The sequence below is a fragment of the Paenibacillus sp. MABNR03 genome (assembly GCF_050455445.1).
In the GTDB taxonomy this organism is placed as follows: Bacteria; Bacillota; Bacilli; order Paenibacillales; family Paenibacillaceae; genus Paenibacillus; species Paenibacillus xylanilyticus.
In genome coordinates this window covers 257807-270764 of the sequence record NZ_JBCIYR010000004.1, presented here as the reverse complement: position 1 = coordinate 270764, position 12958 = coordinate 257807, and the positions used below count along the sequence as shown (strand labels likewise).

General features: G+C 49.8%; 9 protein-coding genes and 1 pseudogene. 1 reads left to right on the top strand and 9 read right to left on the bottom strand.

Annotation, left to right across the window (positions count from 1 at the left end; genetic code table 11):
- Positions 1 to 30: 30 nt before the first annotated feature.
- The 4 genes and pseudogenes from AAIH57_RS20970 to AAIH57_RS20955 form a co-directional block, all read right to left on the bottom strand.
- Positions 31 to 468: pseudogene (locus tag AAIH57_RS20970) on the bottom strand (HNH endonuclease); the annotation flags it as partial.
- Between the two features lie 1133 nt (positions 469 to 1601).
- A complete protein-coding gene (locus AAIH57_RS20965) occupies positions 1602 to 1757 on the bottom strand; it encodes a hypothetical protein (protein ID WP_430022873.1) in 156 nt (51 codons plus the stop codon).
- Between the two features lie 393 nt (positions 1758 to 2150).
- The gene (locus tag AAIH57_RS20960; RefSeq protein WP_175396891.1) at positions 2151 to 3326 is read right to left on the bottom strand and encodes an acyltransferase; all 1176 of its coding nucleotides are present in this window, start codon (positions 3324 to 3326) and stop codon (positions 2151 to 2153) included.
- Between the two features lie 213 nt (positions 3327 to 3539).
- A complete protein-coding gene (locus tag AAIH57_RS20955; protein ID WP_430022872.1) occupies positions 3540 to 3917 on the bottom strand; it encodes a GyrI-like domain-containing protein in 378 nt (125 codons plus the stop codon).
- A 241-nt stretch (positions 3918 to 4158) separates the two neighbouring features.
- On the opposite strand from AAIH57_RS20955, the gene AAIH57_RS20950 reads away from it, so the two are divergent.
- Entirely contained in the window at positions 4159 to 4902 is a 744-nt protein-coding gene (locus AAIH57_RS20950; protein WP_430022871.1) for an HTH domain-containing protein, read from the top strand.
- On the opposite strand, the gene AAIH57_RS20945 is transcribed toward AAIH57_RS20950, so the two are convergent.
- The 5 genes from AAIH57_RS20945 to AAIH57_RS20925 all read right to left on the bottom strand — a co-directional run bounded on the left by AAIH57_RS20945 (position 4856) and on the right by AAIH57_RS20925 (position 12631).
- Positions 4856 to 6199 (bottom strand): cryptochrome/photolyase family protein, encoded by a 1344-nt coding sequence (locus AAIH57_RS20945; RefSeq protein WP_430022870.1) that lies wholly within the window; start codon positions 6197 to 6199, stop codon positions 4856 to 4858. The genes AAIH57_RS20950 and AAIH57_RS20945 overlap by 47 nt on opposite strands.
- A gap of 25 nt (positions 6200 to 6224) precedes the next feature.
- Positions 6225 to 7388: a response regulator gene (locus AAIH57_RS20940; RefSeq protein WP_430022869.1), complete on the bottom strand. Its 1164-nt coding sequence runs from the start codon at positions 7386 to 7388 to the stop codon at positions 6225 to 6227.
- A 118-nt stretch (positions 7389 to 7506) separates the two neighbouring features.
- Complete coding sequence (locus tag AAIH57_RS20935) at positions 7507 to 10590, bottom strand: ATP-binding protein (protein WP_430022868.1); 3084 nt, start codon at positions 10588 to 10590, stop codon at positions 7507 to 7509.
- A 234-nt stretch (positions 10591 to 10824) separates the two neighbouring features.
- Positions 10825 to 11247 (bottom strand): SRPBCC family protein, encoded by a 423-nt coding sequence (locus tag AAIH57_RS20930; protein ID WP_430022867.1) that lies wholly within the window; start codon positions 11245 to 11247, stop codon positions 10825 to 10827.
- Positions 11248 to 11596: 349 nt separating this feature from the next.
- Positions 11597 to 12631 (bottom strand): NADH:flavin oxidoreductase/NADH oxidase, encoded by a 1035-nt coding sequence (locus AAIH57_RS20925; RefSeq protein WP_430022866.1) that lies wholly within the window; start codon positions 12629 to 12631, stop codon positions 11597 to 11599.
- Positions 12632 to 12958 lie beyond the last annotated feature (327 nt).

The window sequence follows — 12958 nt, the reverse complement described above, 5'->3', positions numbered from 1 at the left end:
CCTTCGTTGGAGAAGAGAAATGATATTAACCTATTCCAGCTGAGCTTCCTGCATCTCCTGCTCGTTCAATTCCTCCTGATGAGCCGCATTCCATTCCGGTATGCCAGACCGCATGAACTCATCTGCATCCATTGCGGCTTTGGACTGGTTGCACAGATTGCAGGCACATACACAGTTCAGCGGGGTTGTATGTCCGCCTTTGGCCCGGGGCAGAAGATGATCAATCGTATCCCCATACGATCCACAGAAGTAGCAGGTAAACCGATCCCGGGTCATAATATATCGTTTAAAATCCTTGTTGCTGAATAATCGGCGAATCGTGTACCGATTGACGACAACCGCGGCTTTTTCCTTGACCAGCGTGACCGCAAGTTCCAGGTCAACCTCCTGATGCCAGCGGCGCCCCTTGTCCGTTTTGCCGCGCATCCGTACCATCCCCTGTCTGTTAGTACGAAGTGATGACGGGTCTTCTGGATCAATGGGTACCGGCACCGCCGAAGTCTGGCGGCGCGGCCGGCCATCTGCACCCGCGCTGCGGCTGCGGGCGTGGTGGGAGTTGGGCCGGTGCCCGGATGTCGTGGCCCGGGCAGTGTCTTCACCATCGGCTGAATGCACACGTTCCGTGCGCACAGGCCGCGTCTTGGCCCCCTGCGGACCTTGCGGCCGCTTGGGGGCAGAACCGGCTGTCCCGGCCACAGCATGTGCTGCTTGGCCGGGATCCAGCCCCGGGGCGGCAGGCTGTGCTGCTTGGCCGGGATCCAGCCCCGGGGCGGCAGGCTGTGCTGCTGCCGCCAAAGGCATGTCGACAGCAGCGGTAGCCCCACGGTCGCCCACCGCTGGCACATCGGACTTGACCGTGATGCGGTCCGGTCCAGTGCCAGCGCCAGGCGGCGCCGAGCGCTTGCGGCGCCGCTTGCGTTTGCGCCCGGCTGCGGTCTGCTGACCCGCAGCCGCTGTTCCCGCTGCCGGGTCCTGCGGAGCTTCCGGCAGCAAATCCCCATTAACCACCGCAGTCGCCTGTGCGTCGGTCTGGTTAGCACGCACACTTGGACTCGTGCGCACAGCCACATCCGGATCACGTCCCGCCTGACGTTCCATTCTTGCCTCCGTGATCTGCTCAGATTGCTCAAGGCCTGGCTGTGCCTCCTGCGGCTTGGCTTTTCGTCTCCTTCTTCTTTTCTTCCGACTCCCTGAAGAAGGTTCCGGGGTATCTGAAGATAACGATTTAGCCTTCATATCCTGTGTAACAACAGCCTCAGTAGTTACCACTATGCTTGCCGGAGTTACAACTGCTCCGCCCGGCTCTGTTTTCAGTCTCTGTGTCCGAATGGGCTGACTCTGATTCTGCTGCTCTGAGATGTCGTGGCCGTTAACCTGTCCACCTCGCTGACGGCAAAGGCGACAGGCCCCTCGTCTGGATCCGGGACCTGCCCTCTTTCCGGTTCTGCGCCGGAATTCGGACAACGGACGCTTTTGCCCGCAATACATGCATGTCTTGGTCTGTTGCGCTTCATTTTCCGTCATTCCCTGCCGGAAAGGGGCCGAGCCCGTCTCCATGTTGTCACCTCGGTTCCGTATGAATCCGGTTTCTTTCTATTGTATCACATCTGCTCGCGGACGCACTCATACCCCTGTGACTGCGCCTGATAGCCATCCGTATTGTACTCCGGTGTCTGTCCGCTGCATTCATGAAGGATGTGTTCTACATATTCCAATATATCTTGCATCGGTTTCCCGCATTGTTCACATGTTGTCATTCTTCTCACCTTGATCCTGTTCTTAAAGTCTCTACCTGTTGAACAAATGAATTTTACTATACACTACGCTGTCAGAATAACCTTCCGATCACTGTTATCCCCTGATTTCCTAATCCCTTTTTAAAGGGTGAAATCTGGTGATAAAGGCGAGCGCTTCGCTTCCCCAGGTTTCTTCTGCCCACTTCGTTAAAGTGAAATTTAGTATTCAAACTTATTTTGACTTATTCAATAATTGAATTGTGTTCCGCCTTCTCATTACCCCAGGCACATGATAAAGAAACACTCGTTCCCACCTGATGCAATAAATCGTATGAAAAAAAAACCGTTCCCCGCTCAACCCTAAGGGTCGACCAAGAAACGGTTTATTATTCCTATACGGTAAGCAATTCCTCATTAACGAACGTCGAGTTGGCCCGAATTCTGTTGCGGAACGATACGCGGTTTCGGTTTTGGAAGATTGCCGAAAATAACCCAGGCAAACGGAACGAACCTTGCGGTCAGCCCAACCACGATCCATGAAGCGAACAATGCTACGGCAAAGCCTCCCGCATACCACAGGTGAACCAGCCAGGACACCCCGGTTTGCGGCGGAAATTCCCGATACAACAGCAAGAAAAATGGATGAATCAGATAAATGCCGAAGGACAGCGCCCCAAGCCGATTGAGCGGCTTGGCAATCAGTGCAGGCCCCTTGCGGTACAACAGATATGCGATCTGGATCAGTACGAGCGCACAAGCAAAAGTATGCAGATTCCAGAAAAATTCATACCATAGCGTGTTGTACGTGGCAATTTTCATACGAAGCAGATAATAAATGTATACATGTCCCAGTCCTGCAGCAATCCAGACAGCCCATAACACAATCCAGGATGCTACGCGGCCTTTGGTTGCATTTTCACGACTGATGACAAACCATTGCTTGATCTTCGGAAAATAGACTCCAATGAATGCTCCCAGCATGAAATAGGAGAAGTACGAGAAGGCCCAGCTTCCCTTGTTCGGTACCTGGAATCCATATTTGTTGCTTACGATAAATGCCCATTGAATGAGCAATCCGATCGGTACCGACCATTTGACCACCGAAGGATACTTCTTCAGCAGCCACAGCACCAGCGGGAATAACAGATAGAATTGCATGTTGATAAATACAAAGTACAGATGCGTATACGCCTTACCCGTGAACAGCTTGGTAATGAAGCTGACGGCAGATTCACCAAATGGACGGCCTTGATAATGTGTCACATGCAAAATGATAAAGTAGAACAGGGAAAACAGGAAATACGGCAGCAGAATATACACGAATCTCTTTTTGTAAAAATTGCTGACCAGTTTCTTGTCCAGAGGACGAGAATAATAGTTATAGAACAACACGAAGCTGCTCATGAAAATAAAAGTTGGCGTACCATATTTCATAAAGATATTAATAAAATTGTACAGCCAGTAATATCCCGAACCTGTCATGTCCACCGTCGCGTAGGAAGTGGAATGCACACACAGCACGCCGATAATCGCCATGGCACGCACCAGATTCAGCTCCGGTATTCGCTCTCTTTTGATTGTCTCACTCATGTTTAGCGTTTCTCCTTAATGTGTTCGTCAATATGTCAGATATGACTTAGTACGATAAGCTCACTATCTATTAAAAGGCATAATGCTTAAGATGGGTAGTCCATTTTCTTAACAATTCCTAAATTTTCAGTAGATTTCACACTATTTTCATGTATATAAATGTAAAAAAGACCGCTGCAATGCGGTCTTCCGGGGCTGCTGCCTCTACAGCAATTATTTCTGGTTCACTGGGATTAAAATGGTAAACTCCGGCTCCGGATCATATGGGTCCTGATCCATCGGATATACTTCATAGTGTGTAAGCGGACCGTCTGACACGGTATGGCCCTGATCCTTGATCCAGGTATAGATGCGATTATAGGAAGCCTCCACACTCTGTCCTTTGGCATGACTGCACTTGGCATAATCATGTGCCGGGACATCAACCTTCACCATTCCAGATGGAACAGCTGATAATCCACCTTCGCCAACCTCGACTGCAACATAATGAACAAATCCTGTATCTGTCGTATGATATGACAATCCCAGAAGCTCCTGCGGGTAAAGTACATCGCTGATCTCATGCAGACGATGCTTGAACTCCGTTTGCACAACACGTATGCCCCTGCCCCTGCTTCAGCGAAAGTCCCTTCCCATTTCAAACCGATAACGGTCGCTGCCTCCTTATGCACCAACATGGAAGTATTGACATGTTCCATACCTTCTCACCCTTTCAATCATTTTCTTCTCTTCTTCAAGCTGATCCTGTTGTCGTGATTCCTGACTCTATTTTATACTAAAATAGTGGAAAAATCTGTCAGTATAAAACAACTTGTTCAGAGGTGGACTGCGTATGACCAAAACCCAGCGTTTGATTGAACTCATGATGCGAGTGTATGACAAACCAACGTTCACCGTGGATGAGATGGCTGCTGAATTCGGAGTTTCTTATCGCACCATGCTCCGATATTTACATGAGCTTAGTGGAATGGGCGTGCCCTTATACGCAGAGCCCGGGCGACGAGGAGGATATTCCCTGCTGCAATCCGCCAACCGAACAGCCGGCATAACAGGGCAACGAATCGTCAGCTCAGATCCATTCCAACGGATTATACGGCCGCAGACCTATGTAATTGGCCTTGAGTTCCAGGCTCCTTTTACAGCAGTATATATGGCAAAAGTAATGATTCCCAAGCTGTGGGTGGAATTGGGCCGCAGACAACACGAAATCCCCCGCCAAATCAGGACGGGGGTGAAGACGGGCGTATCCCTGAGCCGTACACGCCTCTATCACTATATTGCCGGAGTGGAGGTCTCCCACTTCCACGACGTGCCGGAAGGCATGGTCGGTATTATCCTTCCAACCCGTGAATATGCCGTGTATACACATCAGGGGGATCCGGATCGGGCAGAGATCGATCAAACGCACCTCCTGCTCATGGATAAGCTGCGGCAGCGTGGCTTGGAACCCGACCTCTTGGCCTACGCCTTGGATATCCGGGAATCCGGTGATTCCTCCAGCATGAACATGCACATTCCATTGCGTGATTCTAATCCTTCTGACGGCTCGCCAGAATTTGTTTATAGACCTCAATAGCCGCCTGTCTGGATGCTTTCAGATCCACAATCGCATCTTGGCGGGGCTGATGAATGTCCTTGCTGTGCAAATCCTTCAGATCCGGCAGCCATTTGCGAATATAGTCTCCTTGAGGATCATACTTCTCTGACTGTGTTACAGGATTGTTCACCCGGAAATACGGAGCCGCATTCTCGCCGAGTGAAGCGCACCATAACCAGTTCCCCCGATTCTGGATGTTGTCATAATCCAGCAGTTTGCGTCTGAAATAGGCCTCACCCCTTGTAAACGGACACTGCAGGTTTTTGGTGAGAAACATCGCTGTCAGAATACGCAGCCGGTTCGGCATGCGTCCTGTCTCATTTAGTTCAGTCATCGCTGCATCAATAATCGGGATACCTGTTTCCGCCCTGCACCAACGCTCGAAATGGTACTCATTTAGCGGCGACAGATCGTATACCTTTTCATATGTAAAATAGTGACTCTCGTATACCGCACGATACAGATAGAAGTCGCGAAAGCACAGCTGTCTGATCCATTCACCCGACTGCGCGGTTCGGTAAGCTGCATCATACATCTTGCGAATCGACATTGCACCTACTGCCACATAGGAACTGAGATGACTCGGCTCATACGCTTCGTATTCATCCCGATGTTCCCCATACTCCGCGATGCGTTCCTGCAGAAAACCATCCAGCAGCACATGAGGATCTTCCGCCGGCTCAACCTCCAGCAGCTCTTCGGGTACCCGGTATGCCTCCGGCCACTCCATGGAGTGATTGCTTACCTTCACATCGGCCACCGTTAATGCTGAAGGAAGATTGGGGAATTCATTCATAAACTCCACCCAGCGCCTGTGAAATGCAGCAAATACTTTATAAGGCTCCGATTTGCCCGTAAAATCAGCAAACCGCGGAAGATCAATCAGCAGATGATCGGTCAGCTGCGTGAATGCAACCTGGTATCCTTCAGTAACTTTGCGTATGCTGCGGTCCCTGTCGATCGCGTAAGGCGTCATGTCACGATGTACAACGACCTCATCAATACGACCTTCCATTTGCCCCAAAATGTAATCCACAACTTCGGCCGGCTTGCCGTGTGCCAGATGCAGCGTCTTGCCCGCTTCCCGGTATTGTCTGCCAAGCCCGGCTGCATGCCTCAGAAAGTTGATACCGCTGTGCTCCTTCTCGCGGCCCTGCCGCAGCAAAAAGGGATCATAAATGAACAAATGAAAGCTCTCATCATCCTGGTTCCGCAAATAATCAAATGCATTCAGGTCATCCGTACGCAAATCTTTGCGATGTATGAATAGTTTCACTGACATCCTCCCGCCTGGCTTCTGCCTACTTCGCCGTCAATTCATGAAAGAGACGACTCGTCTCCGGTTCCGGCTGATGCCCGAGTTCCTCCAAGAGTGTCCTTGCAAACGATGAATATAGTTTGAGTATGGCTTGTCCATCACCCATGGATGCATACACCTTCATCATTAATCGGCATATGTCTTCGGCATAAGGCTCCCGTTCCTGTAATTCCAACAATTGCTCAATCGCATCCTTGCCACGTTCATGCTTCATGTTCCAATCGGCAAGATCCAAGACCAATCTTATATATTTGCGCCTTAACTCACGGGCTTTCGCTTGCGACCATTGGTAATCATGCTCTTCCAGATAATCTCCACGATATAACAGTACAATTTCCCGAAGTTCTTCCACATTATCCGACGTAACCTCGGCATACCCCATACCCAGCTCAAACTGCTCCACATCGCTCACCAGGTTACCCGGCAGCAAACGATAGCGGTTCATGTTGTACTCCAGTTTACCTGTCATGCTCCATTCCTTCAGCAGTTTGCGGATCTGGTACACAGATGTATGCAGATGGGTTAAGCCCTTCTCCAGCGTTACGTCAGCCCATAACTTATCAAGCAGAATCTCTTTGCTTACCCATTCTCCGCGATGGTGAAACAGAAACGCAAACAGCTCCTGTGATTTCGTAGTCCTCCATTTATGTTTGGCTGCTTCGGGTCCCAAGCTTCTATAGATATCCAGATGTTTAAAGGTGAGCAGGCCGGGTAACTCGATGTCATCCTGAGAAGCCTCGGAACCTGGTTCCTGTACTTCAGATGTCACTGCAATTTCGGGCATGACAGACATCCAGGAAGCTATCCGGTCAATCGTCTTGCGCAATCTTGCCGAGCTCACCGGCTTCAATACATAATCCAATGCGTGCAGCTCAAATGCCTCGACCGCATGATCCGCGTACGCGGTTACAAATATAATTCGAATGTTGCTATCCATCTGCTGTATATACTCAGCCGCTTCCAGTCCGTTCATCTCTGGCATGCCAATGTCCAGAAACACGACATCGACGCGTTCCTTTGCCAGAAAATCCAGCCCCTCACGGGCTGTTAAAAAACATTGCACGGGTGTAATCCGTCCGTCCGACAGTAACAGGCGCTCCAGATGGAGCTGCGCTGGCTTCTCGTCATCGATTACAATGGCTCTCACCGTTCTCCCAGCCTCCTGCTCTTACTTATTTATTTCTTTAAGTTCAATACCAATCGAATTCAATCCACTTATTAAACTGTTAACCATTATGATCTGCCTCGGCACAGTTTGGAGATTATTAACCTCTCGATAAAGGGATATGGAAACGAATTTTCGTTCCTTTGCCCACATGACTCTGAATATTCAACCCTTCCCCATACAGCGCTGCTAAACGTCTGTTTATATTTTGCAGCCCTACACCTCCTGGCCCTTCCGTTCGTCCCGAGTTCACCTGGGCCAGGCGCTCCGGAGAGATGCCCACACCATTATCCTCAACCTCGACGATCACCCGATTGTCCTCTCTGGCTATTCTCAGAGACACTGTTCCACCCGCGGCTCGCTCCATGACACCGTGACGAATGGCATTTTCAACAAGCGGCTGGATACTGAGCGGGGGCACATAGATGCGTACATCAGGGTCTATATCATAATTGACCACCAGCCGCTCCTCAAACCGGGCCTGTTCCAGATGTACGTAGGATTCGACCAGTTCAAGTTCCTTGGACAGCGGCACCAGCTGATCCCGGTTCTGGAAGTCGAAGCTTCCGCGCAGGTAGTGACTTAGTTCAATCAACAGATCCGTAGCTTTGTCAGGATTAACAGCGCAGGTCGCAATAATGACATTAAGTGCGTTATATAAAAAGTGCGGTTTGATCTGTGCCTGCAAAAAAGCCATTTCCGTTCGAATTGCGCCCTGAACAGAGGCTCGCATGTCGATCAAGGTACGTACCCTGGCACGCAGCTCCCCCGCATCCACAGGTTTGCTTAGGAAATCGTTCGCCCCGGCCTGGAAACCCAGCCTGATATCCTCAGGCAATCCGCGTGCAGTCAGCATCAGGATTGGCAGTTCCGAGAGGGAATTGTGCTCACGCAGCTTACGGCATAACTCCATTCCGGACATCCGAGGCATCATCCAGTCGGTAATAACCAGATCGATTCCCGGGTATTGTTCTCGCAGCTTCAAGGCTGCTGCCCCGCTGTCGGCAGATATGACCCGATATCGCTCTGTCGATAGCAGATTGAAAAGCACCTGGCGATTCACCGGATCGTCATCCACAATTAAAATGGTATGCTCTGCTTCCAAACTCTCTTCTGACTCGTCCGGTTCTGTAGGGATAACTTCAGAATCATGCGTATGTTGTGCAGCTACATAGCTGGCCGCAGCCGGCTTGTTACCGGTATGGAGAAGAGTTGTCTTGGCAACCGGCAGGGTGAAATGAAAAACCGATCCCTGACCCGGTTCCGATTCAACCCAGATCCTTCCTCCGCCCAGCTCTACGAGTTTGCGTGTAATACTGAGACCGAGCCCCGTACCTCCACTCACCCTTTCACCGGCACCATTTTCCTGCTCGTAGGATTGAAAGATATCCTCGAGCTTCTCGGGAGCAATGCCAACTCCGGTATCCGCCACGGACATCCTGACTTGATCCCCATTGACACTTGCATATAGCCGTATTTCACCTTGCTGCGTGTACTTGTAGGCATTGCCTATCAAATTATAAAGAATCTGCCGCAGCCGGTCTTCATCTGCTTCGACAAGCGGGAGGGAGGGGGGCCACTGCTGGATTAGTACAATGGGCTTGTCTCCGAAGGTGAACCCGGAAACTTCAACCACTGTGCGGGCAACGGATTCCAGATCCACGGCCTCCCGTTTCAATACAATCTCACTATTCTTGAGCTTGGAGAAATCGAGAATGTCGTTAACCAGCAGAGAAAGCCTTTTCCCTGTTGAAGTAATCATGGACAGGTTTCTCGCCTGTTTCGGCGTCACTGCACCTGCCGCGCCTTCCAGCATGGACTGGGCAATATTAATGATGCCATGCAGCGGGGTTCTCAGCTCATGAGATGTGTTGGCCATGAATTCATCCTTCAGACTGTCGATCACAAGCAAACGCTCGGATAAGGCCTCCACTTCTCGGAAGGACTGCGCGAACCGAATTGCGGTAAGAATCATTTGGGCAAAAACAAACAACAACAGCTCGTACAGCGCGAGAAACGTCGTATCCTGCGTCGTAAATGCTCCAATGGTATACAGAATAACGACCATCAAGATGCTCATCATGCTAATCAGCACGTAATGGCTGTCGTTAGGCCGTTTTTTCAACCAATAGAACATGGCCCTCAGGGTGTAAACGATGACACTAAGCGAAACCATCAACATGGCCAGCTCCAGATGGGAGAACAGGGCCGGAGACAAAGTAAGCCCAATGATGCTCTGTACAATAACCAGTGTTACCCCAAGACGGACATACCCTTTGTGGATCGCACCCGGAACAAGTGCATGCATATAGCGAAGCAGATAGTAATAGGCAAATGCCGAACTCAGTAATTGAAGCCTTAGGATTTCATCATTCGGCAGAAATGGCACAAAAGTACCCAGCAATTTCTCCCCATGAGTGAGTGCGTACATTCCCCCGGAGAGACTGAACAAGCCCAGGTAACGAAGTTCCTTCTCACTCCGGCGCAGCAGGAACAGAAGCAGGAAAAATGCAGCAGGAAGAATGAACCCGAAGAGGGTCATCAGATCCTTAAGCCAATCCCTCTGCTGGCTGTACAGGATGCTATGTTCATCTCCAAAGAATACGGAAGCGACGATTCCCCCTGAGGAATATGTATAATTGGAAACCTGAATGATAATGTCAGCATGGTCTCCCTCAATAGAGGTGAACCCGGTAAAGGGCAGATTGTACTGGATATCCGTTTCCCTTGTTTCTCCAGGCAATCCCTTGCCGCCAATTTCTTTGCCATCGATAAAGATACGGTGTGCCATACGGATATTTTGGGTGCGAATGCCATAGTCATTTTTCTCAAAACCGGGCTTGATTCTGACACGCAAGTGGTATGTACCGTATCCATGGGCTTCCCCCATCGTCTTGTTCCACCGAGCCGGAACCTGGATTGCTGAGGCGGGACCAAGCGGCTTTCGCCCGGATAGATCTGCCTCGAAGTCGACTGGGGTTAGCAATTGATTAGGATAGAAATTCCAGGCCCCGTCCAATATCGCTGCACCCTTTTTATTAAAATCCCATTTGGACAAATCTATAACGCCTTGTTTGGCTGCCGGATTCCCATGCTCGGATACAATACCTTGCACGATCCACCCGACGGGAAAGACAACGATACAAATGAAACTAATAGTCAGCATTATCCAGTGTTTTCTCATCTATGTAATCCTTCCGCCTCGTGACGATAGACGTCAGTTTTTGTCGGTTTATCTTCATAATCCATGTTACACGTTTCTGCTGCTAACGGAAATAGAAGGAAACCAAAAGAATCACATTTTTAAACCATTTCACTTATTCCACCTTTTATTCATATACCGCAAGCAGCATAAACAAAAAAAGACTGCCAGCTCATCAACCAGGATATGCTCCTGATCAACGCTGACAATCCTCAATTATTGGCCCACAACCTGAGCCAGCTTCTGTACGATCCCTGTCCAGCCCTGCTCCATCCGTTCACGCACGATGGCATGTGCCTGTCCAAATTCAGTGAGTTTATCGGCATCCCATCCGCTGTGGATCAACGTAAAGGCTGTACCTTCCGGCTGCTCGGCCAGTTCGAAATGAAGTGTCCAATCCTTGCCCCATTGAAACGACAGCTTGTGCGGTGCCTGAACTTCCGTCACCCGGCAGGGTGATTTTCCAAAAGGTCCGGCCTCCAGCACAAATTCATGCCCTTCAACCGGCTCCAGATTGCTGGGCATAAACCAGCTTTCCATGCCTTCTGCTGTCGAGACTGTCTTCCATACTTTCTCCACCGGTGCATGGAGCACTAATTGCTGCCGAATATCCGGCAGTGCGCTTGATGATGATGACATACCTATCGCCTCCTAAAATATATATTACTCATTGTTTGGGATGAGAGGATGTGTGTCAAATGTATTCATGTAACAACTGAACCTTTACATTGGCTCCCCTTTCAAACCCACCCTATAATTGGCACATATTGCATAAAAGGTGTGTGATTCCTATGTTAGTCTGCTCTGAACCATTGCATTCCAACCGTTTGGTTTTGAGGCCGCTCGAAGTGCATAAGTGCATGAATACATTACGCTTTCCGCCATACAAAATCAGGCCACAGCATAAGGTTAACCCTTGCTGTGGCCTGTCTTAGCAACCTGTAAAACTGGTCTGTGAGCAATTTTTGCAAAATGCTGCAGTGTACGATTAGTATCCGCGGGAATATTGCTCGGCAATCGCTGCCATATCCTTGCTGACACCCAGTGCCAATGCCGCATGGTTGGCCCAATACGGATCACGCAGCATGCCTCTGCCGACTGCAACGAGATCAGCATCCCCGTTGCCAATAACGGCTTGAGCCAGAGCTGAATCATCCAGCAATCCAACCGCAATTACAGGAACGTTCAATTCTTCACGGAAACGGCGGGCAAATGGAACCTGATATCCTGGGTAGTTCCCCGGTTTCCGTTGTCCTGCAGGTCCTTCTCCGCCAGAGCTGATGTGGAATATATCCACGCCTGCTTCTTGATAGGCACGACCAACTTCAATGGTGTGGTCAATATCATAACCACCATCAGCGTACTCTACTGCTGAAATGCGCATAATGAGCGGCATGTCTTCCGGCATTTCCTTTTTCACCGCACGAATGATCTCAACACCAAAACGAGACAGATCCTGTCCGTACACATCTTCACGATGGTTCATGAGCTTGGAATGGAACTGGTGAATGAGGTATCCATGGGCTCCGTGCAGCTCAATAGCGTCCACTCCAGCCTGTACTGCGCGGCGAACACCATCCGCAAATTTCTGCACCATGGCCTCTACTTCTTCCGTAGTTAACGCACGCGGCTCCCTGTAGTCTTCTCCCGGGAAAGTGACTACCGATGGAGCAACCGGTTGTTTCGCATCCTCTGCTTTTCGTCCCGCATGGGCGATCTGAATGGCAACTTTGGAGCCGTGAGCATGCATGCCATCCACCAGTTTGGCAAAAGCGGGAATATGTTCGTCAGACCAGATGCCCAGATCATGATCGGTAATGCGTCCATCCGGTTCAACATCGGTCATCTCGATTACAATCAGTCCTGTACCCCCAACGGCACGACTTACGTAGTGAACCTGATGCCAGTCATTCGGGATACCATCCTTGGCTGTTACGGAATATTGGCACATGGGTGCCATGACTACACGGTTATTCAGTTGAAGCCCCTTGAACTGATAGGGGGAAAATAAAGTCTCGGACATATTGGTTACATCTCCTTATCGATATATTAATATATGTTGAGGCAATCACTTGCTTTCCAGATCGAAAAACAGATGCCCATTCTTGCCAACAATCTCTTTCGCCAATCCTTCCATCATTCTTTATTATGAAGCAGCATCCCCCAAATACAAGTACGTACATTTTTGTGCCATAGTACCCTTTTTGATACCTAAACTTTCATCTGCTGCCACTTGTGCCTTGCGCGAAGTACGCCCAAAACATGGTATGATACACTTATCGACACACAAGAGATAGTATACCCCACCTAATATAAGATGTATCTAACCCTTACACGAAAACGGAGAGGG

Coding starts and splice junctions, on each gene's coding strand:
- AAIH57_RS20965 (WP_430022873.1), bottom strand. CDS start 1,757: ATGACAACATGTGAACAATGCGGGAAACCGATGCAAGATATATTGGAA.
- AAIH57_RS20935 (WP_430022868.1), bottom strand. CDS start 10,590: ATGAGAAAACACTGGATAATGCTGACTATTAGTTTCATTTGTATCGTT.
- AAIH57_RS20930 (WP_430022867.1), bottom strand. CDS start 11,247: ATGTCATCATCATCAAGCGCACTGCCGGATATTCGGCAGCAATTAGTG.
- AAIH57_RS20925 (WP_430022866.1), bottom strand. CDS start 12,631: ATGTCCGAGACTTTATTTTCCCCCTATCAGTTCAAGGGGCTTCAACTG.
- AAIH57_RS20960 (WP_175396891.1), bottom strand. CDS start 3,326: ATGAGTGAGACAATCAAAAGAGAGCGAATACCGGAGCTGAATCTGGTG.
- AAIH57_RS20950 (WP_430022871.1), top strand. CDS start 4,159: ATGACCAAAACCCAGCGTTTGATTGAACTCATGATGCGAGTGTATGAC.